General features: G+C 37.0%; 26 protein-coding genes and 1 riboswitch. Of the genes, 19 read left to right on the top strand and 7 right to left on the bottom strand.

Annotation, left to right across the window (positions count from 1 at the left end):
• Positions 1-95: 95 nt before the first annotated feature.
• A complete protein-coding gene (locus tag ACHAL6_RS00210; RefSeq protein ID WP_395268086.1) occupies positions 96-524 on the bottom strand; it encodes a hypothetical protein in 429 nt (142 codons plus the stop codon).
• 222 nt (positions 525-746) lie between these two features.
• On the opposite strand from ACHAL6_RS00210, the gene ACHAL6_RS00205 reads away from it, so the two are divergent.
• From ACHAL6_RS00205 to ACHAL6_RS00185, 5 genes are all read left to right on the top strand, one after another.
• Positions 747-1,115 (top strand): BlaI/MecI/CopY family transcriptional regulator, encoded by a 369-nt coding sequence (locus tag ACHAL6_RS00205; RefSeq protein ID WP_395268085.1) that lies wholly within the window; start codon positions 747-749, stop codon positions 1,113-1,115.
• Complete coding sequence (locus ACHAL6_RS00200; protein ID WP_395268084.1) at positions 1,112-2,119, top strand: M56 family metallopeptidase; 1,008 nt, start codon at positions 1,112-1,114, stop codon at positions 2,117-2,119. Before ACHAL6_RS00205 ends, ACHAL6_RS00200 begins: the two co-directional genes overlap by 4 nt.
• Positions 2,120-2,218: 99 nt before the next feature.
• Entirely contained in the window at positions 2,219-4,339 is a 2,121-nt protein-coding gene (locus tag ACHAL6_RS00195; RefSeq protein WP_395268083.1) for a DUF1430 domain-containing protein, read from the top strand.
• A 3-nt stretch (positions 4,340-4,342) separates the two neighbouring features.
• Positions 4,343-4,981: a putative bacteriocin export ABC transporter gene (locus ACHAL6_RS00190; protein ID WP_395268082.1), complete on the top strand. Its 639-nt coding sequence runs from the start codon at positions 4,343-4,345 to the stop codon at positions 4,979-4,981.
• A 29-nt stretch (positions 4,982-5,010) separates the two neighbouring features.
• Entirely contained in the window at positions 5,011-5,580 is a 570-nt protein-coding gene (locus ACHAL6_RS00185; protein WP_395268081.1) for a hypothetical protein, read from the top strand.
• Positions 5,581-6,503: 923 nt separating this feature from the next.
• Here ACHAL6_RS00185 and ACHAL6_RS00180 read toward each other — a convergent pair.
• From ACHAL6_RS00180 to ACHAL6_RS00170, 3 genes are read right to left on the bottom strand one after another with little or no spacing between them, the layout of a single operon-like run.
• Positions 6,504-6,773 (bottom strand): transposase, encoded by a 270-nt coding sequence (locus ACHAL6_RS00180; RefSeq protein ID WP_395268079.1) that lies wholly within the window; start codon positions 6,771-6,773, stop codon positions 6,504-6,506.
• Positions 6,752-7,705 (bottom strand): hypothetical protein, encoded by a 954-nt coding sequence (locus ACHAL6_RS00175; RefSeq protein WP_395268078.1) that lies wholly within the window; start codon positions 7,703-7,705, stop codon positions 6,752-6,754. The genes ACHAL6_RS00180 and ACHAL6_RS00175 overlap by 22 nt, the downstream gene beginning before the upstream one ends.
• Positions 7,702-8,112, bottom strand: a complete 411-nt coding sequence (locus tag ACHAL6_RS00170) for a transposase (protein ID WP_395268077.1) — start codon at positions 8,110-8,112, stop codon at positions 7,702-7,704. The genes ACHAL6_RS00175 and ACHAL6_RS00170 overlap by 4 nt, the downstream gene beginning before the upstream one ends.
• Before the next feature lie 543 nt (positions 8,113-8,655).
• Between ACHAL6_RS00170 and ACHAL6_RS00165 the strand changes: the two genes are divergently transcribed.
• The 5 genes from ACHAL6_RS00165 (at position 8,656) to ACHAL6_RS00145 (ending at position 12,753) form a co-directional block, all read left to right on the top strand.
• Positions 8,656-9,768: a hypothetical protein gene (locus tag ACHAL6_RS00165; protein ID WP_395268075.1), complete on the top strand. Its 1,113-nt coding sequence runs from the start codon at positions 8,656-8,658 to the stop codon at positions 9,766-9,768.
• 43 nt (positions 9,769-9,811) lie between these two features.
• Positions 9,812-10,324 carry a hypothetical protein gene (locus tag ACHAL6_RS00160; RefSeq protein ID WP_395268074.1) on the top strand — a complete coding sequence of 171 codons (513 nt, stop codon included), beginning with the start codon at positions 9,812-9,814 and terminating at the stop codon, positions 10,322-10,324.
• A 283-nt stretch (positions 10,325-10,607) separates the two neighbouring features.
• Positions 10,608-10,901 (top strand): zinc ribbon domain-containing protein, encoded by a 294-nt coding sequence (locus ACHAL6_RS00155; RefSeq protein WP_395268073.1) that lies wholly within the window; start codon positions 10,608-10,610, stop codon positions 10,899-10,901.
• Positions 10,901-11,047, top strand: a complete 147-nt coding sequence (locus tag ACHAL6_RS00150; protein ID WP_395268072.1) for a hypothetical protein — start codon at positions 10,901-10,903, stop codon at positions 11,045-11,047. The genes ACHAL6_RS00155 and ACHAL6_RS00150 overlap by 1 nt, the downstream gene beginning before the upstream one ends.
• A 635-nt stretch (positions 11,048-11,682) precedes the next feature.
• Complete coding sequence (locus tag ACHAL6_RS00145; RefSeq protein WP_395268071.1) at positions 11,683-12,753, top strand: FAD:protein FMN transferase; 1,071 nt, start codon at positions 11,683-11,685, stop codon at positions 12,751-12,753.
• A gap of 245 nt (positions 12,754-12,998) precedes the next feature.
• On the opposite strand, the gene ACHAL6_RS00140 is transcribed toward ACHAL6_RS00145, so the two are convergent.
• On the bottom strand, positions 12,999-13,484 hold the full coding sequence (locus tag ACHAL6_RS00140) for an immunoglobulin-like domain-containing protein (protein WP_395268070.1): 486 nt from the start codon (positions 13,482-13,484) through the stop codon (positions 12,999-13,001).
• A gap of 967 nt (positions 13,485-14,451) precedes the next feature.
• Here ACHAL6_RS00140 and ACHAL6_RS00135 point away from each other — a divergent pair.
• From ACHAL6_RS00135 to ACHAL6_RS00115, 5 genes are all read left to right on the top strand, one after another.
• Positions 14,452-14,667, top strand: a complete 216-nt coding sequence (locus tag ACHAL6_RS00135) for a gamma-glutamylcyclotransferase (RefSeq protein ID WP_395268069.1) — start codon at positions 14,452-14,454, stop codon at positions 14,665-14,667.
• A 22-nt stretch (positions 14,668-14,689) separates the two neighbouring features.
• Positions 14,690-15,052, top strand: coding sequence for a hypothetical protein (locus ACHAL6_RS00130; RefSeq protein WP_395268068.1), 363 nt, complete (start codon positions 14,690-14,692; stop codon positions 15,050-15,052).
• A 71-nt stretch (positions 15,053-15,123) separates the two neighbouring features.
• A complete protein-coding gene (locus ACHAL6_RS00125; RefSeq protein ID WP_395268067.1) occupies positions 15,124-15,483 on the top strand; it encodes a hypothetical protein in 360 nt (119 codons plus the stop codon).
• Positions 15,473-15,994, top strand: coding sequence for a DNA repair protein RadC (radC, locus tag ACHAL6_RS00120; RefSeq protein ID WP_395268066.1), 522 nt, complete (start codon positions 15,473-15,475; stop codon positions 15,992-15,994). Before ACHAL6_RS00125 ends, radC begins: the two co-directional genes overlap by 11 nt.
• Complete coding sequence (locus ACHAL6_RS00115) at positions 15,994-16,293, top strand: DUF960 family protein (RefSeq protein WP_395268065.1); 300 nt, start codon at positions 15,994-15,996, stop codon at positions 16,291-16,293. The genes radC and ACHAL6_RS00115 overlap by 1 nt, the downstream gene beginning before the upstream one ends.
• 376 nt (positions 16,294-16,669) lie before the next feature.
• Here the strand turns inward: ACHAL6_RS00115 and ACHAL6_RS00110 are convergent, their stop codons facing one another.
• A complete protein-coding gene (locus tag ACHAL6_RS00110; protein WP_395268064.1) occupies positions 16,670-17,980 on the bottom strand; it encodes an IS4 family transposase in 1,311 nt (436 codons plus the stop codon).
• 417 nt (positions 17,981-18,397) lie between these two features.
• Positions 18,398-18,916: a hypothetical protein gene (locus ACHAL6_RS00105; RefSeq protein WP_395268063.1), complete on the bottom strand. Its 519-nt coding sequence runs from the start codon at positions 18,914-18,916 to the stop codon at positions 18,398-18,400.
• A 267-nt stretch (positions 18,917-19,183) separates the two neighbouring features.
• Between ACHAL6_RS00105 and ACHAL6_RS00100 the strand changes: the two genes are divergently transcribed.
• From ACHAL6_RS00100 to ACHAL6_RS00085, 4 genes are all read left to right on the top strand, one after another.
• Positions 19,184-20,980 (top strand): DUF927 domain-containing protein, encoded by a 1,797-nt coding sequence (locus ACHAL6_RS00100; RefSeq protein ID WP_395268062.1) that lies wholly within the window; start codon positions 19,184-19,186, stop codon positions 20,978-20,980.
• Positions 20,981-20,995: 15 nt separating this feature from the next.
• Positions 20,996-21,874, top strand: a complete 879-nt coding sequence (locus ACHAL6_RS00095; protein WP_395268061.1) for a hypothetical protein — start codon at positions 20,996-20,998, stop codon at positions 21,872-21,874.
• Positions 21,875-22,053: 179 nt separating this feature from the next.
• On the top strand, positions 22,054-23,721 hold the full coding sequence (locus tag ACHAL6_RS00090; protein ID WP_395268060.1) for a recombinase family protein: 1,668 nt from the start codon (positions 22,054-22,056) through the stop codon (positions 23,719-23,721).
• Between the two features lie 615 nt (positions 23,722-24,336).
• Positions 24,337-24,438, top strand: a riboswitch (purine riboswitch).
• A 125-nt stretch (positions 24,439-24,563) separates the two neighbouring features.
• Positions 24,564-25,133 (top strand): xanthine phosphoribosyltransferase, encoded by a 570-nt coding sequence (locus ACHAL6_RS00085; protein ID WP_395268059.1) that lies wholly within the window; start codon positions 24,564-24,566, stop codon positions 25,131-25,133.
• The last annotated feature ends 77 nt before the right edge of the window (positions 25,134-25,210 follow it).

The following is a 25,210-nucleotide window of genomic DNA, read 5'->3' as shown; positions in this document are numbered from 1 at the left end:
CTTATAAAGTTTTGTTGTCTCTCACCAATGAGTGTCAATGGGATATACTCTTCACATAGATGAAGTAATTCTTCTTTTGTCTTGATAGATAGGTCCTAGCACAGAAGATAGGCATCGATGAAATCCTTTGCTGGTTCTGGTCTTGCTGCCAGGATTTTCATAGCAAGAAGCTGTTTAGCAGAAGGTTTGAGAATCTTTAGGTTTGAGTAAACCTTATAGGTTTCTTTGTCCTCTTTTAGAATGGACTTCAGAGGTTCCTTAATTTCTTCGTTGATCCATCCTTCAGATAGACTAAATGCATATTTTGTCAATTCAAGAATATAGTTAAATAATTTTTGATTAACATCTGAAAAAACGCAGTCAATATCTCTTGTAGCGGGTCTGTTGTCATAGACCATTGTCATTATTGAACCATCGTAAACTGTAATCTCGAGTTGAAGCTGGTTTTCTAGTAAAAGTTCATTCATATATTCGAAAATATCCAGCAGTTTCTTTTTATCCATCATCTCTATGTTGTCCATCATCAGGGTGAATCCCCCTTTCTAATAAAGTTATTTATATCTTTATTATATCATATCCGGAAAGAGTAGAGTATTAATGTCCTTTATTTATGGTACGGTTCACCGTACACTACATAACAGCGTCAGAGAAGAAATTCAGTATATCATGTCAGAGTATTGACATATTAGTCTATTTCCAATAGACTAAAGTATATGATCTATTGGAAATAGACTGAGGTGATAAAATTGGACTTTTATAAATTTGGAGACATAGAGGAAAGATTTGCAGAGTTGATATGGAAACATGAACCTATCAGTTCTGGAGAACTGGTAAAGTTATGTGAAAATGAGCTGAATTGGAAAAAATCAACAACATATACAGTGTTAAAAAAGCTGTCAGAGAAAGGTATATTCCAAAATATAAAATCAGAAGTAACCTCTCTCATAACCAGAGATGAATATTATTCCATGCAAAGCAGATATTTTGTGGAGGACACCTTTGGTGGTTCATTACCGAAATTTCTTAGCGCGTTCTTTAATGGAAAGAAAATCAGTGAAAGGAAGATGAAGGAACTGGAGAGGCTTATTGAAGAGTATGATGAGGTGGAGAAATGAGCAGCATATTTTTAACCGTTCTACAAATGAGTCTAACAGGATCCTATGCAATCATTGTGGTTCTATTGATAAGATTGCTATTACGAAATTTCCCGAAGACTTTGATTTTTCCAATTTGGAGTGTTGTTGCATTTAGACTGATGGGTCCATTTACACTAAAGGGAAAGTTCAGTTTAATGCCATCAGCAGAAGGCTTCGACGGAGGATTTACGTTGCTTGAGAAGGGTGCAGCACAAAGTTCCCTGGCTTTACTTAGCAGGTATGATTCTATCAGAATAGCATCCTACATCTGGGCTATGGGTTTTGTATCTCTAATGATATACACTTCAGTTTCTATGCTTCTTTTAAAAGGAAAACTGAAAAATGCGAGTCTGTATCATGATAATATATATGAGGCTTCTCATCTTAAAACTCCATTTGTTATAGGGTTCATTAGACCAAAGGTTTATATTCCTGCTGGAATCGCACATGATGAAAAAAATATCATCATACTTCATGAAAGATCACATATAAAAAGAAAAGACCATATAATAAAGACTTTGGCATTTTTCATTTTATCCGTTCACTGGTTCAATCCTATTGTTTGGTTTGCATTCAAAAAAATGACAGATGATATGGAAATTTCATGTGACGAGACTGCTCTAAATCACTGTAAAACTGACATGAGGAAAACCTATGCGAATACTTTGGTTCGATTTGCCTACAAAATGCATCCAGTTAACGAGAGAATAACAGCTTTCGGTGAAGGAAATCTGGAAGTAAGAGTTCAGCACATTTTAGGATTTCGAAAACCCAAGATAACTAAGACAATCTCAACACTAATCATCATCATCGCAGCAAGTATTGGTCTGATGACGGATCCTATAGATATTATGAGTAATGAAGATTTATCGCCTTATATAGCTGAGTCAAAAAACCAGGACTCGGATGTAAACGAAGTGAAATTAGAGGTGCAAAAGCAAGTGCGACTACAGAGTGAGCATTTGGATAAGATATTTGATTAGAATGAACCATGGAATCTTCACAAGAAAAGGAACGGAGCGTCATAAACTCATCGATATTTCCATTTGCCTTATATGCAGATTTTTTTCGTAGGAGGATATATGAAACGGGTTGCTTATTTATTGACTATATTTACGGCAGTTTTTATTTTTCTTTATTTATATCAGAATATTTCGCTAAATCATTTCAATGCAATGAATAGCCTGGAAAGCAGTTTTTCTCAAGCAACGGGTAAAGACCATGAAACGATTGAATTAAGTTTACTTAATGATCAGGGTTCCCCGGTTTTGTCTGAACTTACGGATTTTCTCGAATCTAAAAACTACGATGCGATAACTTTCGTGCAGACAAGGAGACATGACTTCATAATTGATACTACAGCTTACTTGTATTCAGATCTAAAATTGAATGAGTTGGAATTTTTCAAAACTGTCCAAGGCAAAAACTTAGACTTTACAATAGAAGAGAATAACTACTATTCTTCCTATTTGGGTGATACAAAAGCATATGATGTCATTGATTATGTAAACTCGAGCTATCAAAAAGACTATCAGCCTAGACTTCTTGTAAAGCCATTAACACTTCTTGACAGCGAACATCCTGAAAAGAAGACGGCATTGGTTTTCATCTATGGAGAAGATAGAGTGCAGATCAAAAATGACATTATAGATAGTGAGATAAATAAGTACGTCGTATCTAATGAATCTTCACTCACCTTCGAATTTTCGACTCCAGATGATCTTCAAGTCGGCTCAATTCATATCCTTCTTATTTTGACGATTGCATCCTTGGTGGTGATCACAATTTGTGAATCAATCGCTTTGAAAAAAGAAATTACAATACGGAAACTCTTCGGAGAAAGCGATACCAGTATTTACTGGGACCTCTTTGCAAAAAGGTACTTGATCAACATGGTCTTATACATTTTCTCCCAGATAACTCTATATTTTCTCATTGTGAAAAATTTCAGACCCATTCACCTTCTGCTGCTGAAGCCTCTTTTAGTGGCTTTTGGGCTGTATTTACTTTTTTGGATTGCAGCAAATGCATTGAGCTATATTATGCTGACAGTGACTGGAAGGCCGTCGAATATCAAAAATAATAGTACGCTGAAATTTTCAGGGGGTGTCGCTGTAGTACTGAAGCTATTGCTGTTAATTCTAATCGTTACACCATTTATTGCTTTGATTAAAACTGCCCCTTTAATGATGGAAGAAAATAGTATTCTTAGAAAGAATAAATTGCTTATGCAAAACAACCTGGTAATTGAAGGGATACTTCTTGACAATACCGTGACGAGTCTCGAAAGTTGGGAGCCGCTTCAACAAACGTTAAAAGTTGTAGAGTCCCAGGAATGGATGTACCATGATTTTTCCAGTAATTTTCTCCCTGATGAAATAAAAGAAACGATTCCTGAAGAAGTCTATAAACGTCAGTTTGTACAACATCCATATATTGTTGCAAATGAGAGGTATCTGAAAAACTATAATATCAGGGACTTAAACAATAATCTAATAAATTTCCGAAGTATCGAGCAGAATACCTTGCTTGTGCCTGAAAGATATAAGGATGAAAAGTTTACTGATGTTTATTTTGGTGGCGGAGATGGAGAAATTCTTTATATAAAAAATCCAGGAACGATCTATAATCTAGCACCGTTGTCTCCGGATTTATCACTTAAGAAACAGAAAGACCCGGTGATTCTTTTTAAAAAAGGATTAGATGCGAATATGCAATGGAATGGAAGCTCTCTTACCATAAAGGATGGCGAAGATACTCGGACGGTGATTACAGATTTTTTGGCAACCAATGGTTTAAACAATCGGATATTTATATCAAATACGAACCAAGAATATGATACTGCGCTTTCTAGAAGCAATGATCAAGTAAGAGCATTTATTCTCGTTCTTGGTCTATACATTCTGATGATTTATATTTTTCAGTATCAGTCCGTGTTTATTTACTTCTATGAGAACAAGGAAAAAGTGGCAGTAAATTATCTTTTTGGGAAATCCTATTTTCAGCGCTATGGCTATATGTTTATAAGCAGTTTGGCTGTATATTTTCTCTCTCTTGTTCTGGGCATGGAGTTCATGGAGCTGGACAGAAAGTATCTTATTGTATTCATACTCCTTGGCATATTTTTTGACTTTATGATTGCCGGGATAATGATTAAGTCCTTTGAAAAAAAGAGAACACTGTCAGTGCTAAAGGGGGAATAGCTTGTGGAAGAGGTTATAGTAAATATTAAGAATATTAAGAAGAAGTATGATGAACAAGTAGTATTCAATAATTTCAGTATGGAAGTTAAAAAAGGAGAATTTGTTTCTGTCATTGGTGAATCTGGAAGCGGAAAATCTACACTGCTGAATATGATAGGTCTACTGGATACTTATGATGGGGGCGAGATCAGTCTTTTTGGGGAGAAAAATATCAGACCCTTTTCCTCCAAAGCCAATAGAATTTTGAGAGATAAAATCGGATATCTGTTTCAGAATTTTGCGCTCATCAGCAATGAAAGTGTATATTACAATATGCATATTGCCATAAAACATCATAGACTACCTGATGAAGACAAGTTGATTCGAAATGCTCTGGAAGAGGTTGGATTAAAGGGTGAAGAAAATAAAAAAGTATATATATGCTCCGGTGGGGAACAACAGAGAATTGCGATTGCAAGGCTTTTGATTAAACCTTGTGAACTGATCCTTGCTGATGAACCTACAGGAAGTCTAGATGAGAAAAATAAAGAGGAGATTTTTAATTTACTGCTTTCAATGAAAAGAAAAGGAAAGACGCTGCTTGTTGTTACTCATGATCCGTCGCTTGTTTCACTTTCTGATCGACATGTCAGAATCAAGTAAAACCTATCTTAGAAGGAGTGAAGATATTCATGTTAAAAAAGAGTTTGATGGTATTTCTAATATTACTGATGACCTCTAGTGTTGTCACTCTACTAACGGGTTGTCAGGAAAAGACAATCTATCAAGAAAAAATAGCAGTTGATTTGGTATCACTTCCTTTCTATGAGAGTACATTAAAATATAATGCTGAACCCAGCACGGAAATGCAAAGTAAATTGTATGATTATTTTTTCAATGACAAAGAAGAGAAAGAGTACATTATTGTAACTAATGATGGAAAAGAAATAGGAGAGAAGATTATAGATGTTCTTCCAGAATCTGGTAGTGATTTATACCCCATAGTTGAGAAAATAAAAGAATCGGGCTATAAAGTTCTATATCGAGATTATTATTATGTTACAACTGTTGAAGATGAAATAATTGCAACGTTTAACGGAGAGAGAGAATTATATCCGAATAATAAATATTTCAAGTTTATAGAAGATAATACAGGTGCATATAAGAATAAAGATTATAGTACAATCAATGATTATATTATAAAAAATAATATCATGATTTTCTCGAAAACTATTACAGAAGAAAGAAAGACGAATCCGTAGTTTTGCATGGTTTAAAAGTATAGTGTAAGCGGTCTTTAATCGGATGGATGTAACCATCAAGGGAAGTATGGGATAATTTTTAGAGAGAAAACAAAAGGTGGCCTCACGGCCGCCGGTGTGACTGTTATACCGAACATTCTTTCTTGACCTGAGGATTCCAGGGTAGGAGATGTTCGATGCCCTCGGACCTTTCTTCCAAAGAGAACCGGGGAAGAATCCCCATAAGTATTCGCAGAAGCTACTTGAAGAACTGCCTCCGATGAAAGAATCTGGTGAAACCGATCTTGAACTGGTAATGCCATGGAATGAAAAAATTCAAAAAACTTATTCATTATGAACGTAATGCGGGGCCGAGAGGTCGCTTTCTTTTACACTAATTATCGCATTAGAGCACTGTGGTTTCTATACGGTGCTTTATTGTCCGTTTACGTTCTTTTGAAGGTTTTTTCCCATGAGAAACAATCATCAAAATTAGCGCAACCTCTATCAGGGCAAGGTAAAGTTAAGATTTACGCCGTTACTTGTGGTACGGTTCACCGTGCTATATTCATCGGCGTAGAAAAATACTGTTTTTCTCTTATCATAGAATTGAGAAAAGCAGTTTTTTTCATGTTCTCAAGAATAGATTAAGACTATTTAAGTGTAATATTTCAAATATGATTTACATACTATTTTCAAGTGGAGTTGTAATCATTAAACAGCAAATAAAATCAGGGACTTAAAGCGGTGTCAATCCATGAGACTAAAATATTGGGAATCATCTTATGGTTCAATCTTTTTATTTGTATATTTGATTGAGGTGTCAAAAATACTTTTTTGAGCCTCGATTAAAGATTGGTTGCTGATTTTTAAACCTTTGATTTCTATTTTTGAGATTTTTGTTGTAGCCACTTGTCTCAAATGCGGTGTTTCACAGCCTGGGGCTATGTCATTATCGGATTGAAGGCAGACTGCGCCCTTGGTGCAGGAAGATGTTTCAGCAGCTTCTTAATATTGTATGCGCCTACTTTCAATAGAAAGAAGGTCTTCGATTTCAGCAATCCCCTGACGGGAATATTGTCCACATTATACTTGCACCGGAGTACGGAAGGAATCCCTTCCACTCCGTTTCGCTGTCTGCTTAATTTCTGGTATTCCTCAGATGACAGACGCTTGACATATTCTGCCCGGATCACCATTTTTCTTGAAACCATGACGATAGCCGGTTTACGTTGAATCTTGACTTTGCAGCTTTTGGATGAGGACATCTTTCACAGTGTTTTTTCTCAAAGATAACTCGGCAACTCTCGATTTTATCGTAGTAGGTGCATTTAATCGGTTCATGATTCATGGGACAATGAAGAACCTGACGTCCGTCTTCAGTGAGCTTAAAGCTCGCAATGACAGGATCAGGTTTTGCACCTAAGAGCGCTGTAGTAATCAATTCAATCCCCTTATCTTTGGCTAACTTGGTATTTTCACTGCCGCTGTAGGCTCCATCGGTAAGCATAATTTCCTTGGATGTGCCATCATGCTGGTCTATGTACTCTTTGCAAAAAGCACTATCGCTATGACTGTTCGTTGCATAACTGACATCCTTAATCAAAGTGCAGCCTTTTTCTCCGACACTTTCAACGATGTTGCCCACATATCCCTTATGGTCTTTACCGTCTTTACGTCGGTAAGTAGCGTCCGGGTCCGACGGATTTTGAAGACTATCAGGGCGGATGTTGGCCGTGTCTTTTGGTTTCAGCGTACCCGTGGAGTCTTCGCTAGTCTGCTCTATTAATACACGGATAAGAAGCCTTCGCTCCTCAAACTCCTGCCATTGATCATCAGCCATAATTTCACGCAGGGCTGCGGCATCTGAGATGGTTTGCTCCAGATGTCCCAGAACATCATCCGATTTACGATAGTAGATGACATCATTGTGATCATCTGCCTGAAGATAATGCTTCATCTTTGAAGGGATAAGTTCATGCATCCCCAATCTGTCAAAAAGCCTCACGGCCTTGGCCGCAACGGTATATACAATTTCAAGTCGTGACATGCGTTTGGCGTTGGACGCAATCATCAGACTATCCATCCGTTTCAGGTTGGAATTCAGCTTTAGGTATTTGCCATAGACATCTGACAAGTCCATCATATCAGCTTCAGAATATCTATTACATATTCCACTTCATAATTGTACAGTCGCTCTCTGAGACGACTGAAGGTACGGTCACTAACAGGTTGTTCGTTGAAACTTGTCGTGTGAAGAGCATATTGGAATCGGATATCACAGCAGATGGAAGACAACAGCTCATCGTCAGATAAACCGAGCATCTCTTCAAGCATTAATGCGCCGATGAAGACATTGATGGGTGTATTGGGTCTTGAGGCAGAGCGCTCGCTATAAAGAACAGCAAAACGTTCCTCATTAATCGCCGGAAAAACTATTTCAGCAAAAGTTTTTGCCCAAGAATTAAGAACAATCCGTTGTGTCCTGGGACTTAAGGAACTGAATCGGTCATCCATGGTGATTTGCTGAAATTCATTAGTCTTGAAAGCCATATCTTTCTACCTAGCAAATATATTTGCTTCAATTTTACCATCAACCAACCGCAATGTAACCCTGAGGTGAATTTACTTTTGACACCTCAATCATATTTAGTTCAGCAATCGGTACTCTTAAATAGATTTACCATTAATCAAAATATAAAAATTCACCAAAAAGCTCTAAAATCCCGAAGAAGTTCGGGGTTTTAGAGCTTTTTGTTATGATAATATATTTATATAGTAAAGCAAAAACAATAAAATAGTAAAATAATCCAGGAGCAATTGTAAAAATAAATAAATAATTATATTGAAATCGTTATTCTTAAGAAATATAATACATATATTATATTCTTGACGTTGTTTCTGTGAAGTCGAGATAGAATATATTATAGTAATTCAATTTTACAATCGGCTTTTATAAAATACATTAAAAATATAGAAAATAAATCTTTAGAGTAAAGTTGAAATCCTCATGTTTAGAGTCGAGTATATACCAGACTTGGTGTTTGTGTGAATATAAAATAGTGTATCATTAATAATATATATAGAGGGATTTAAATGAAAAAACTACTATCTACTTTACTGATTTCTATTTTGGGTTTATCAAGTCTTTCAACTGCAAGAGTTTCTGGGTTGGAGTTAGAAAGGACACCCATTGGTGAGCAAAAAATTATTTTAAATCAAGAAAGTATCCCCAGTGTTTCAGCGGAACTTGTAGAATCTATCACATCAATACGGAAGGCTCCACAAATTTTCTCTGATGAAGTTGCACGCTCTACAGACGATATGCTTGAAAAACTAAGTGTCTTATATCTCGCGGTTGAGAGAGCGGAAAATGATCTTAAAGATAATAACGATATTCATTTATCTAAAGCAATTGATGAGATGAAACTCGATATAAGTTTACTTGAAAGTGATATAATAAAAAATGGGGCAATTGAACTTACAGCAGACCAGGTCATAACTATGTTTGACGAAGTAAACACTGGATCAGTTTCAACACTAAGTGTAATTGGTCAACCTAAAGATACCGTAAATACGAAATATTTCATGTACGGACCGTACACTATAGCGACAAGTGCTGGAAATTGTACATATTATTATGTTACAGCGACGGCTATGTCTACAAAATCAAGTATGTATACCTCGCAACTTGTCGAAATGAAAGGGAACAAAGTTTCGACTTATTTAAATGCTGTTGTTGATGTTTATGTTCAAAAAGCTATTGGAGCAACTGTTGGTGCTCTTGGGTGGTGGACTAACTTTTTGCCGTGGGAATTATTATTCCAATCACCACCATCAACGCATTACAATATTACAGCGGATTATACAATAAGGGGAGACTATGTAACCAATGTTAAGTTTATATGGTGTTATTCACCAACGATAAATAACTATTATTTAGGTGTTGTTTTAAACTCAACATCAGTAAGAGAAGAGCATGATGAGAAATACGTATATAATGGTAAGCCTTACACAAATAAGAAAATAAAAAATTATACTGTAAATTGTGATAATTATAGTAATGTGACTGCTATTACAAAAAAGTATTGGGAAGGAAACGAAAATGTTAGAGTTGAGTATATTAAAAAAATAGATTACAGATTAAATAAGAATTATGTAAAAAGTGTTTATCCCAAATATGCTCAAGCGTATTATAATATGAATTAACCTACTAAAATCTGCGTAGTATCGAAGGAGCTGAATTTCTGATATGAAGAAAAAAGTCATGATAGCAAGTATACTTTTATGCTTTATCGTAGGGTTAGGTATTGCTTATGTTTTTCCGTATGAGAAAGAGATTAACTCTACATTGGATGGACTTCAGTTAGATTTTTATAATGAAGAGACACAGAGTCCGGTTAAGGTTTCAATTAGGGGAACAGCAGAATACCGCTATTTTACACTAAGGGAGTTTGATGGGCAGATTAAGTTTTCAGATACACGTATTCCATGGAACGAGAAATCGGTCCATATTCAATTCCAGAGAGGTTTAGGGCATGCACGTACATATAATAAAGAAAATCAGCTCAACTCTTTGCAGTCCGTTGGCTATGTCTTTACAGATGATTTTGATGAAATCGTGATTCTCTTGCATGGTGAAGAAGGAACAACGAAAATTCGTGAGTATATTGTAGCTCCTGTAAAGAATCGTCAGCAGAGTGCAGAACTTGCCGGGAAACTTAGTAAAAATACTAGTTTTTCTGAGATTGAATGGGGTAATTAAGTCAGTATGAGCAATAAACTTTAAGCTCATATTATGTTGATATTAGTAGATCTGCTATATCTAATTGTAATCGAAAGATTGAATTGCGTAGGGAAACAAGGAATGGTGATAAATATGATCGAAAAGCTAACTAGTTTAGATATAGCAATATCCAAAACGAAGGAATTCATGAAGCGATTATATTAGAAGAACTCTTTAATAAGGTTCAGTATTTAATTGAAGCTAAAGGCGGTAAGTCCAAGAGAACATTTGATGGTGCTTTTCCTTTAACAGGATTACTGAGGTGCCAGAGTGTGGTTCAGGAATGGTTGCAGGAAGAGTTACAAGGAATAGAAAATATGGGACAAAATTCATTAATAGATATTACTACTGTGGAGCATGGAGAAATAAAGGTTCAGGTGTTTGTCATTCGAACGGTATAAGAGCTGATGATGTCGAAAAACATGTTTTTAGCAAGATTGAGAAACGGAAAGATTGTATCCTACTAGCGGATAATAAAGCTTATAAACTGGAAGAGAAGATAAAGGTGCTGGAAGATAACCGAGTTAGTTATCTCAAGTTGATGAAAATAAAGTAATGAAGGCTGAGGAATTAATTCCGAAGCTAAAAGACATAGGTGAGAAGCTTACTATTCTTGAAAAGGGGTTGAAAAAGCAGGAGAGATTTCAAGATCAGGATAGTTTCGAAGAAATTCCATACGACCTCATAAAGAAAACGTTGTAAAAGTTTGAAGAGTTGCTTAATAAGTCCAGTGGAAACGAAGAGCGAAAGACACTATTGAACCTGATGATTGATGAGATTAACATTGGGAAGAATAAACGTGCTAGTTTTTGCAATATAAACATGTCAGTATAAAGAACTGTTTGGGTTTTGGTACGGTTCAGATCCTAAAATGAAATGGAAAGAGCCTTGAAATTCCAAGGCTAATGTAAAAGGAAAAACTAAGTCGAGAGCTTCGAGCTGCGACAACATTGTCTGAGAAGCGGAAACCTAGGAAAAAAGATACTTTTCACAGTGACGTCTGAAAAATGTTGTAGTTAATGTGTGCCAAGAAGTCCGTGCCCTACTTAACAGCAAAACCGACGCCGTTACTTATGGTAGGGTTCACCGTACCATATCTATCGGCGTAAAAATAGTACTGCCTTTCTCTGAACAATAAGGAGGAGAAAAGCAGTATTATTTTTCATGATATTAATAAAAATGCACAATCAAAACAATATGTATAGAATACTTTATAATTACTATGAATGAATAGAATAAGAAGTTCTGCTATGTTACAATATTTAGTGGATAATTAAAATGATAAATAAATGCACTTTTGTAGCAATCTGAATTAATTCTCAGAGAGAGAGGGAAGTATGATTAAGAAATTTTGCGGCTTATTAATGCTTATAGGGATATCTGTTGGTATTCTATCCGGTTGTAGTTCATCGAAAATCGAAAAACACTCAATCCGAATGGTTGAAGATCATATGTTTGATACCGTAGTTACTTTCATCGTGTATACTGATGACGAGGAAGAGTTTTCTTACTTTACAAAAGAGCTTAAAGAACAGTATGCGTATTATCATAAGTTGTATGATAAATATAATTCCTATCCGGGACTCAATAATATCAAATCAATTAACGAGGCGGCAGGAACAGCTGAAATAGAAGTGAGTCAGGATATTATAGATTTACTATCCTATGCAAAAGAAATGCATTATGAAACCGGTGGTAAGAATAATATTGCTTTAGGAGCTGTGCTGGAAGTTTGGCACGATTACAGAGATCTTTATTCCGATCCTTTTGAGTACCCCAAAGAAAATATTTCAAGTGAGATACCACCAGAAGATTTGCTGGAAAGTAAAAGAGAACATATTGACATAGAAAATGTTATTATTGACGATATTAGTAATACTGTATTTCTGAAAGATCCTGAAATGTCTATCGACGTAGGTGGTGTTGCAAAAGGATTTGCAACAGAGAAAATTGCGCAGCATCTGATTGAAAAAGGGTTGGAAAATTTTGCAATCAGTGCTGGTGGAAATGTAAGAGTACACGGGTATTCGTTCGGAGAAAATGGTGAGAAAAGACCATGGAATACAGGTATTACAGATCCGATAGACAGATCAAATCCTTCTATTGCAAATGTGATTACTACAAGTGGATCAGTAGTATCATCAGGAGATTATGAAAGGTTCTATTGGTATGATCAGAAAAGATACTCTCATATAATAGACGGAGACACCCTGCTTCCGGGACTGAACTATGCACAAATCACGGTATACACTGAAGATTCTGGTCTTGCCGATTATTTGAGCACTGAGATATTCCTCTTGCCTAAAGAAGAAGGTGAGAAGATTGCGGAAAAATTCAATGCTGAAGTATTGTGGGTGTATCACGACGGAACTATAGAACAGACCTCAGATTTCTTCAAAGTGAAATAGTGATCTGTGTTTAACACTAATAATTGCGATCTTACAATACGAGGATTGAACTCACATGACAATGAGGGACAAAAATACTGCCTTTCTTCGAACTAAAAAGTCGAGAAAGGCAGTATTTTTTTGGCTCTGTATGTAATAGTGTTGAAAACAAGCTATCAAAAATAGGCTCTGTATGTGAATAATGTTGAAAACAAGATAACAATTAGGGATTCTTATGAATCCCTTAATTTAATTTCACTTGAACTTTATTCTTTCAATTCAAATTCATTTGAAATACTATATTCTTCTGTTTCAGACGCTGGTCTATTTGCATCTGTAGAGTAGTACTTTTTATACATTCTGAAAATACCCTTTTTAGTTACATCCCAGTTGTCTAATTTTACGGTTTGTGTGAATTCTTTGTTAGGTTCCAATATATTAGACTCATCAGCGTAGGCAGCTATTTCAGGAATCATATACCAAGTTCCGTCAATCTTTTTTTCGAGATAAATAGCATGACTATGGTCAATATTCTCTGAACTTTCATTCTTAAAACTTACCAATAATTCTCCATCTCCACTTACATCAACAGAAAGATTTACGTCCTTAGATATCTTAGATTCATCATTCATGATATCTGACACGATAAATTTAGAAGTGTCCTCAATAGATGCATCTGAACCAATTGAAGCACATCCTACTGTAAATAATAGAGTACAAAGGATGATGGATATAAATTTGTTAATCTTCATTTTTGCCTCCTCAGAAATTATGATTTTGATATGTTAATTTTGATGAATACTAGCCCCCTTCCTTGAAAATCTTTAATTCTGATATTGTAGTTCGAGGAATGTGCATGTATTAAAGAATATTAAAAATGCACCTGAAATGGTGACAAAATACTTTGATGTAAAATAGGCTCTTTTCGACTGTCTAGTCAAAAGATAAGGGAATGTCTTGAAGTTCACATCGTCAAGATAGGAAAAGACAAAGGGGAAAACCACTAGAATTGGCATAAGGATCTTAAAATAACTATGAAATCTTCCCAAATCATTGAGCATAAATAACGATGAAGCGGATCTCATTAAAGTGATATCTGTATTCCTATATTGAAAGAGCGGGTAAAGATATGAAACCATAGCCATAACAAAAATCAATGTAAAAGAGACTTTGAATGTTCTTGTTGTTATCATTAACTTAAACTGTGATGTCAGATTTTTCCTATACATATTTACCTCTTTAGATTTTTATTATTATATTTATTGTATATTTCATATTATAACACCTAAAAAGATAGATGGGTATATAAAAAGTAAGCTAGTATTTAATTCATAAGAGAGTAATTGTTCAAATTCAAGTATTGCTTTTGTAATATTTACACCTCATCTGTATTATCCATTTAGATTGGGATTCTATTCACTAATGCAATATATTTTTTGAAGATAATTGTGCGTATCAAATGAAATCTGTAAAGATATATTATAGTCATGATAAAGTAGTCCTAAAATTGAATATATGATTACTGAGGAGAAACTGTCTATTACGGTTTCTCCTTTAGCTTCGACTTAAAAATAGTCTGATGTGAAGAAAGCGGAACTTCATGAGCACTTACATATAACGAAATAGGAAGTAGTGAGTTAGGATCAGTTAATGAAATTCAAGTGAGGTAAGGAACTAAGGAACGTATACACAACTAAAAAATGTAGGAGGTCGAAGATAATGGATCAATTTTTTACGCAGAAACACTGTGACAGATGTCAAAAAGAACTCAAAGATGGGAGGATTATGTCCATGTTTAACACGGATTGCATATGCTTAGAGTGTGCTGAGAAAGAAAGCAAGGAGGAAGGATACGAGGAGGCAGTGAAAGCGGAGCATGAAGAAATAATAAAAAGGTATTACAATTTCAAAGGAATTGGAAGGAAAAAATCTTGAAATAATGAAAGGGATGAGTAAATTGTTAAGACTAGGAAAAGTAACTGATCTGGTGATGATTCAAAGTTATCCGGTCGAGTTGCAGACTGCACTATTAGCTGAGTTAAAAATACTGGACGATAACTACGGATCTAATAGAGATGTGATGCGAGATTACGGAGGGTATATCATTCTTTCTGAATCGGAAGACGATCTTCCTGAAATTGAAATGGAAATGAATATTAGAATAACGGTGGACGGTATTCCAGAATATGTGGATGTCATCAGATGTAGTAATAGGAAAGTATACACCAGTACATTGTTCTTATTAGGTAGCGACAATGGGATAGTCCTTGTGCTACCGTATGACATAACGCCACAAAATATATTAAACTATACTGAATAGCACCATAACTCGAACAAAAGGGTTATGGTGCTTCTTTTTACGTACGAAAGAACTAAAGTGGAGGAGATATCATGAGAAAGGAAAAAGTAATCAAGGAGACTAAGTATTGCCAGATATTGGCTCAGAGCAAGGTGTCAGACGGAGCTTACACTTATTGTATCGAGAAAGTTTTTGTCAAGGAGATGAATAGACCGGAAATAAGATTCTGCCTCTATAAAGATGTAAATAACCAGCTGGAGAAATATGTTCCTAGATCACTGGATGTCACTGAACTAGAATTACTAGATTTAATGAAGGGGGCAATCAGTCTAGGTATCTTCTCAAAAGAACTCATAGAGGGTATAAGGGGTGCAATTACTCATAAGAAGTCGAAAGATACAATGAGTCTAAATGAAAAGAACAAAGAGGAGGGTGAAGAGAATGACAAATAGTAAATCTTATCCTATGGGTGGTAGATCCAAAAGAAACAAGGAACAGATCATGGAGAGTAAGTATAATCACCAGGCTAAAAGAGTGGATTTTGTATCGGTAAAACTTGTGAAGGAGAAGAGTTTTCTCTATAAGCAGAGAACTGTAACTGATCCGAGAGCGGCATACGAGCTCATTAAAGATATGCTGGAGAGTGAAGATCGTGAGAAACTGATAGCGTGCTTCCTCAATACCAAGAATCAGCCAGTTGCTATTAATATCGTTTCTATTGGATCTCTAAACAGTTCTATCATACATCCTAGGGAGATCTTCAAGGTAGCAGTGCTAAGCAATGCAGCTTCTATAATCCTCTATCACAATCATCCATCAGGAGACCCCACCCCATCGACTGAAGATTTCAGTGCAACAGAGAGAATAAAAGAATGTGGGGAACTCATGGGTATAGATTTACTGGATCATATAATAGTGGGTTCTGATAGTTATCACAGCATGAGAGCAAAGGGGGAAATATAATGAGTACTATGTTTAGAGGACAACGTTATCTGACAAGAGGGATAAGAGACCAAATAGATATTAATCTACAGGTTGCCATGTGGAGAATGATAGAAAACTTAAAATGTGAAGTAGACTACCTGCAGATTTTCGAAATCGAGCAGATGCGAGATAATCAGGTAAGAATCACTCATTCACAGGAAGAACCTGAATACAAATCAATAATAGTTCTTTCAGGTGAAATTAGACTAAATAAAGTCAAAGTATATGTGATTGATGAACAAGATTTTGCAACGATGCTTCTTGCTGATGAATATTAATTGCTAATTAATGCTCTTGAGGAGAATGAAATGCATTAAGTGCTATCGAGAAACGGAAACTTTTGATATCCGTGACATCCAGTTGTTTTATTGTTGTGGTCTATGGCAAATAAATAAAGAGTCGCTACGACCAAGTGTCAAATTATATCTCAAAAAACTAAATAAATAAGTCTGACATGACAGTAAAGTTAATCAAAAAAAGAATCCCCATGGATCAATGTCACTAAGTTAATTAATCCTAAATAGATGACCGGATTCTGGATTTGGACAAAATACAGAATCCGGCGTTTATTTTACAAGGAAAACGTAGCTCTCAGTTTTTTATTGCATGGCAAACAGGCGGGTTCACCCCGCCGGATTTTGACTTTATTAGAATTTACGCTATTCTATAATTAAAGCTGACAAAAGTCCTGAACTTGACCTTTCGAGGGGAAGTTCGTCCTCTCCGAATGGGGAGAATATACTTTTGAATCAGCTTGCAGATGTCTAAGAAAGCATTGTTCTCCTTGAAATAATGTTTGCAAATACTAATGGCTTTTGAAAAATTGACTTGATAGTCATATTTTCGGTCATCTTTCTGAATCACTACGTGCGAGGTAATGATGGAACAGAAGTTGTACATTGTCATTTTTGCAAAGATTTCTTGCGCAATGCTTTCTTTCTTTTTGGAATGAAGATGTGTTAAAGCCAAAGTGTGCTTCAATTCCCGGAATGAAGTTTCGATTCCCCAACGCAGATAGTATAAGGATTTGATGACTTCCGGGGGGAAGATATCGTCATCCAGGTTCGTGATAAAACATTGATACGAGCCATCTTCCAGCTGCACTCTTACTGCTCGTAATGAAATAGGATAGAACTCTGTGTTCTCATTAAGAAAATCAAAAGTAACGCTGGTAGGTAAGAATTTATAGCGATCCGGATTTTGTCGAACTTGCTTGGTTTGCTTCCGTGTCAGTTCACGATGGACTATCTGATCGAATTCCCCGCTTGCGGGGGTATTGAATGTTCCCAGCATGCTTCTTGTAGACTTATCTTTCACACGGATCAAGAATTTCCATCCCTTCGCCATCATGTGGGCAAAGACGTTGTAGCTTTCATATCCACGATCAGCAATCAGCAGGACCGGTGAGTCCAGATCAGATCTCCTCATCATCTCTAAAAGAGCTTGTCGTTCATGCGCTTTTCTGCCCGGCTGTATTTCTCCGTCCAGATACACTCGGTTAAGAAGATCATAGAGAGCATTGACACGTAGGAGATTAAATCCTTTCGTTCCAGGAACTGACTGAAAATAGGTTTCTGCATCTCGAGGATTGTGTGGAATATGCAGATCTGAACCGTCGACAGCTACCAGTCGGTACCCATTCATGGATTTGAAATGGGCAAAACTATGGGTGAACTGATGGAAGATTGATTTGAAAATCGTATCAGACAATTTATCACGCTGCTGAGTAAACGCGGAAGCGGTGACGGTATCAGGCTGATAATCAAAGTATTCCAGCATTTCTTTATCGATGCTGCCAGATCCAAGGAGCATCGTAGCTTTAATCATATTGTCTAGAGACAGTTTACGGCGGCGTGTAAAATCTCGTTCTGGATTAGAGAGAAACTCATGTTTCCGTACGACATGATCATCAATAATAGTAAATAACTTTTTTCGGATAACTGCGGGAAAATTGTGTTTCGGCATATTAGGCCTCCTTCGAATTTCTATATTCAAAGGGCTTCGCCGCATTATTACTGGTGATTGTCAAGCTTTTTCTTGAAATTTACGTCAAAAAAATCAGTGTATGATTTCCATACACTGATTTCTTAACTTAATGACATTGCCCCATGGATTCTTTTTTTTTTGATTCCTGAGTAATGATCCTCCACTTGTTCGGCTGCTACTACACTAAAGGGGAATGAAGAGTTGTTGTTGTTCAAAGAAAACTAGAACCTCCCACGCTACCCACTCGTAAATCGGGTAGATCTTCTAAATCTACGGGGGTACAAGGGGGATGAAGAAAATTCTAGGAGTTTCAACGGAAATCAGCTCCCCTGATCGTGGCAATGCAGCCAATGGGAAATCCAAAGGGGGAGTGAAAATTCTCTCTAACAAATTTAATTACTCTTTAGCAATAAATTTACCTATTTTCATATCATCATAGAAAGAGTTTTCAATTTCACCATTTTTATTGTCAGTAATAAGAAGTAGTAAGTTGTTCGATGTCATATAACCCATGAAAGAGGAAGGATAAAGCTCTACAAATTTTGTTCCTAAAAAATCTGCATACCCACCATTTACAGATATTGCTAAAAAGCTCAAATCTCGTTTAAATCCGCCTGTCGTGTAAGTATTAAGTATGCTGTTTAATTGGGATAGATTGTATTTTCTTGTATCTTCTTGAGATAACACGTATCTCTTATTGCCATTTTCAAGAGTAATGAGTTCAATTCCTAATTCATTAAAATCACGGTTAATAGTAGCTATTGAAACATCAATCAAATGTTCGAGAAATAAGGTTGTTTTTGCAACGGACTGAGAATCAATACTTACCTCTCTAATTATTCTTTTAAGTTTTTCTCTTCTATCTTCTATTTCTTCTATTGTTCCTTTGTGATATGGTTTGCGATATTTTGACATATGTAATCTCCTTCGATTTTTTTCATGTACATGTAATACATACATTATTATACCCTTTTAAAAACAGTTTTAACAGGTTTTGAGATGGATAAGTTCAAAGACCGCACTGTTATACGTAGGTTGTTCAATAATATTTCATGTGTAGTTTCATGTAGCAAAAAACCTGAAAGATGTTCAGCTTGACCGATTATAGAGGATAACGTAATATAAGAACACGGCGTATAAACAAGAAAAATTTCATATATGCAGAGAAAGGAAGATGTGATTATGAGTGATACTGATGAAGTTGAATATGTGGGGAGGTTCACCAATATTCGAAAAAAAGGGAACGTACTTTACTTTCCTGATAAAGAGGGGAAGACTTGGTACGAATTATGTGAAGAAGTAGATATCGAGAAAAGATCGATGAATCTTATAACGGGTGAGGTTAAGACTCATCTCCGTTACTGGCTCAATAACGAGTACCATTCAATTGTCATTGACCGAAAGGACTTCACCAAAAATGGTCTGGTCGGAGTGTTGCCTGCAAGAGGGATACAGATCACAGAGGCTTCTGCTGGGCTTCTGCTGGACTATCTGCTGTATAGGGAGAAGCGAACCAGAATCCAGTTTATCCACGATCGGGTTGGATTCTTCGTCATCAATGGAGAAAGATGCTATTTACATGACCAAGCATATTCAAAGAGTGGTGTAATCAAATCATCCTATTGTGGAAATCTGGAGATTTCACCTAAGGGTAGTGTTGATGGAGAACTTAAACTTGTGAAGGATGAGGTTCTTGGGTGGATCCCCTTAGAGTGCGCTTGGACCCTCGGATTTGCTGCTCCTATATTATGTCTCCTACGAGATATGATTGCATTGGACAACTGTATAATTCATTCCTACGGGGCATCATCTAGCGGCAAGAGCACCAGTTCTTTGCTCAGCATCTCTATGTTCGGGATGCCTTCAAAGAATTGTAGTTCCGGACTATATGGATCATGGGCCAGTACGGCTAATGCCTTGGTGGGAAGGGCTGCTCACATCATGGGGGTTCCTATGGTATTCGATGAAGCGGGGATACTTGACCGTCGAGTCTATGGGAAGATAATCTATCAATTTTCTCAGGGATTGGATAAAACCAGGCTTACTGCTGACTCCACACTAAGAGAGAAAGCTCGATTCTCTAGTCTTTTCATCAGTAATGGTGAGAACGCATTGCTCAATGATAGCAATCGTAATAATGGGCTAAAGGTTAGAGTGCTCCAGTTTGCTAATGTTGTTTGGACCAAGGATTCACGCAATAGTACTCAGATAACTGAGAGACTAATGGACAACTATGGTAACTCAGGGTGTCATTTCGTGAAGAGTATATTGAAGTATTCAGATGATGATCTGTTGCTTCAGTTTAAGGAAGCTAAAGAGCATGTGATGAAGTCTTTGGTTAAAATTGACAATTTCAGTTCGAGATCATCTGACAAGATTGCGGTTATATACCTCACTGCTAAGCTCATAAATAAGGTTTTTGGTATTGGATTGGATGAAGAAGGTATACTAAGGTTTCTCATCAAGGCAGATGAAAGTCAGGTTGAATGTCGTAACTTGGGCTACCAAGCCTACACGGCCGTTAAGGAAAGTATTACGTCAAATATGAACAAGTTTGTCTTCAAAGATAACTCTTTGGGCCATCAAATATTCTCTGCTCAGTCCGACTATGCAGAACTCCCGAGAAACGAGATCATCGGTCGTATAATTACAGATTCGAGTAAGGTTCCGACTGAGGCGTGGATTCTTCGTAGTAAGTTGGATAAGATCCTTTCGCAAGCTGGGTTTGCAGATGCTGATGTCGTTCTTTCAGAATGGCGTGATAAAGGGATCATAGATACTGACAAGCAAAAATTTACCAGAAAACGCTCTCTGTACCACAACGGGGATACCGTGAGAGTGGTCATTCTGAAACTTAATGGGACGGAATATGATGCTTTGGATGTTGAAATAGATGATACAGCAGAAGCTATTAGAACGTTAAGGGGTATTCATGTTCGTGAAACGTTAGAAGAAGTCGTAGAAGAAGATATTATATAAAGGAGGGTCATATACATGGCTATTAAAAAACTACCAAAAAGAACAGAAGAGAATACAGTGGTGAGGAAATCATTCCAAGAAAGAGCAGCAGAAAGCAGGTTAATTAGGATCCAGCAAAAAACACTTGCTGAACTTAATGACTCGACCAATAAAGAAGATGATGACATAGCAGAACAGACTAGTGGTGGTGTTTCAAGTGATAGTGAAGAGATGAAAGGGGTAAGAGAAATGAAGAGTGATATGAATTTTAGTGAGAAAGATGTAATCAGGGTGGTTGATGATGTAGAAGTAATAGAGGTAGTTGAAGCAGATTTGACTGAAAAGGAATCCGGTGTCCAGGAAGTTATAAAGGAGGATGATGAGATGATTAAAAATGAGATGGCTAAAGAAGAAACTGTAGCAGAAGACTATGATGCGGAGGATATTGCTCAGTCTATAGACCCTCCACAAAATTCTGATGAGTTTAAGACATCGGAAGAGGAGACATCAGGAACCGCAACGAAACTGATATTCGAATTGGCAGATAGTAGAGGTTCTACTAGAACCTCATATAGCAATATTGTAATGTCGTTGGTTAACTCACCAAAGAGTAGTATGAGGATGACACTAGATAAAGACATGATAAGTAAAGTCGGATCACCTTCTTCTATACAGGTTGGGTTTACAACTGAGGGAATCCTTATAGGGAAGCTCCTGAGTAGTAACAAAAAAGAAGATGGTTATTTCATCCTAAAACCCAGTGGTGGAAAGTATGTGGTGTACTCGTCTCCACTTGTAAGAGAAATAACTGAAAAGTTCAGTCTTGATTTTAGCCAGAGAGTCTCACGTTCTTTTGATAAGGTAGATTATGTAAAGGTGGGGAAGTATACAGTAGCCCATATTAAGGTAGCCTAGTATGAATGATGATGTGTTAATGATGGTAGATATAATAGCCTCATTGGTTATCAAAAAGCTGATGGGTGATGGAGTTGACGAGGGGGAAGAGCAATCTTCCCCTCAACCATCTCGAGAGACACACATCGTTTTATGAGTATATATTATAACTATGAGAATGAATTAAAGGAGTGAATGTAATGATAAGAGAGAAAATCGAAAAAATTGCAGCCATATACACAAGAGTAAGTACTAGAGAACAGGCAGAAGCCGGCTACAGTATAGAGGAACAGGAAAAGTTGATTAAAGCACACTGTGTAGAAAATAACATAAGGGCTCATAAGGTGTACTCAGACAAAGGTATCAGTGGTAAGTCGATCAAAGGTAGACCGGGGTTAATATCACTCCTGGCAGATGCTGAGGCGGGAAAGTTCAACATGGTTATAGTGTGGAAGATCAACAGATTGTCAAGAAAACTGAAAGACACGCTGGAGATTGTAGAAAAACTCAGTTACTACAATGTAGAGATGAAGAGTATAACGGAAAAGATGGAACTGAACACACCTGAAGGCAGACTTCACCTACATATAATGAGTAGCCTTGGTGAGTTCGAGAGAGGGCAGATCGCAGAGAATGTGAAGATGGGTATGAAGGCGAGAGCAAAAGAAGGCAGATGGAACGGGGGAAGTGTACTAGGCTATGATCTAGTGAAAATGACTGATTCTACCCGTAAGAGTGGTGAGAATATGCTTGTCATCAACAAAGAGGAAGCAAAGGTAGTAAGGCACATATTCGATCTTTACTACAACGGAAAAGGCTATAAGGCGATAGCCAATCAGGTAAATAAAGAAGGTCATAAGACAAAGAAAGGGAATCACTTTTCCACTACATCCATCAAGGATATAGTGAACAACCCCTTATATGCAGGGATGATAAGGTATGATGTCAGAAGCAACTGGGCAACACAAAGACGAAAAGGAATCAATCCTGATCCGATACTTGTAGAAGGGATACATGAACCGATAATCAGCAGAGAAAAGTTCAAAAGTGTTCAGGAGTTAGTGAAGACAAAAAGCTTCAAGCCGAATAGAACCTATGCTGGCGGTTTTCCGCTCACGGGGATTCTGAGATGTCCTGTGTGCAACTCTGGAATGGTAGCAGGAAGGGTGGTATCTACGAGGAAGAGTGGTGAGAAGCATGTGCTAAAGTACTACTACTGTGGTGCGTGGAGAAGCAAAGGCACAGGTGTCTGCAGATCAAACTCTATCAGAGCAGATGATGTGGAGAAGTATGTGTTCCAGAAGCTTAACAGGCTTGTGACAAGCGATGCTTTTCTAAAAGCTACACTATCCAAGGTGAACAATAAAAGGAAAAACATGCTTAGACCTGCGGAAGAAAACATCAAGCTAATCGATAAAGAACTGCAGGATCTCACAAAAAATCGGAATCAGTATTTCAGTCTGATGGAAAAGAAGGTAATAGATGAGAATGTACTAGTACAAAAGCTACAGGAGATCTCCGATAAGATCGCCAAGCTAAACAAAGAGAAAGAGGTCCAGGAGAAATATCTGAATGTAGGAGAGGTACAGGATATACCCTATGACCTCGTAAAAGTTACACTGCTGGAGTTTGGTGAATTACTTAAGATGACTGCATCAGTAGAGGAGAAGAAAACACTGCTCCATTTACTGATCGAGGAAATAAGGTTAGATGATAACCGAAGACCGGAGAATGTTAAGATAAGGTTCAACAAAGGTCTAGTAGACTATATCAACGCAAACGGAGGATTGCCCAAGGAGGGTAATCCTCTTTCTCGTTTCGAGAATCTTCTGAGTCTAAGCAGTTATGACTTCAAAGCTACTATATAAGGAGGTGTGTTATGGGAGTAATAAAAGTACTTAAGGTAGGAGCAATCCTGCTGTTGAGGACAGGGATAGTTGTAGGCATAGAGGTATATAAGATCATGAATAATAAGAAATAGGAGGGGATAAAAATGTGGCAATTTGTATTAGGTGTAGCTATAGGACTTACTTCAGCTATTGGGACAAAAGTTGTAGAGATCGTTGTGAAAAAACTATAGGAAGAATAAATAAAAAGTAAAAAGGTGTTTTTGTTTCAGTATGTGATACGGATGTCAAAAACGTGAATCTGGCTGGTAATCAACAAAAAAAGTAAATAAACCGAATGGAAGGAGTCTGTAAAATCTCAAGAATCAAGAGCTGAGAGGGAGTTGTGGTAAGGGTTTTCTCTATCTACATCAGAAATGTATGCCGGTATCTATGGTAAGGGACTCCCCACCATACCTATCGGCATAATTTACGCCGTTACTTATGGTAGGGTTCACCGTACCATATCCTAAACACCTATTGAGTCTGCGGAGCAGTACAGAAAAACAGCAGTTGACTCAAAATAAATCAGAATATAAATTCTGAATAGGATTTCAGGCTCTTGTCAATTCTCAAATAGTAAGTTAGAATAAAGACTAATTCAAAAAATCAATAACTCGTATAATCTTGGAGATATGGTCCATAAGTTTCTACCAGACCACCGTAAACGGTCTGACTACGGGAGTGCGTTCCTTATGTGGGCTTCATGTAATAATTTGAAGCTGCTGATTAGGTGCATTTCCCCGTGGTGAAAACCGCGGGTTTTTTTATTGGAGAAAATTGATGAAAGCCTTCTGAAAAGAGTAGGAGTAAAGGAGAGAAAATTGGATAAACTGAAAACGAAAATAATAGAAGAGGGAAGAGTATTGGGTTCATCTGTCCTGAAAGTGGACAGCTTTCTGAATCATCAGCTGGATGTAGCATTTCTTAATGAGATCGGGAAAGAATTCAAAGAAGTATTTAAGGATAAAGAGATCACAAAGATTCTTACGGCAGAAGTATCAGGTATAGCCATTGCAGCTATCGCTGGCCTTCATTTCCAGGTTCCTGTGGTATTCGCAAAGAAGACGCAGTCTCTGAACCTGGACAAAGATACCTATGAAGGAGAGGTCTACTCCTACACGAAGGAGCAGCATTTCAAGATCCGTGTTTCCAGACGTTACCTGGATAAAGAGGATAAGGTGCTGATTCTGGATGATTTTCTGGCCAATGGAGAAGCATTAAAAGGGCTTCGGGAAATTGTGGAGGCTGCCGGTGCAACCCTGCAAGGAGCGGGTGTGGTGATCGAAAAAGGATTTCAGAAAGGAGGAGATCAGCTGAGAGCAGAGGGAATGGATATCCGCGCTCTGGCCACCATCTCATCCATGGAGGAAGGAAACATCACATTCAGATAATCGCTTTCGATACGTTCTTTTATGAATAAGTTCACCAGCATACAAAAATCATAGAGTCCCAATTATGTTATACATCT

This window comes from Proteiniclasticum sp. C24MP, from assembly GCF_043951855.1.
GTDB lineage: Bacteria > Bacillota > Clostridia > Clostridiales > Clostridiaceae > Proteiniclasticum.
Note: the sequence above shows the minus strand (reverse complement) of the source record. Positions and strands in the feature narration are given on the sequence as shown.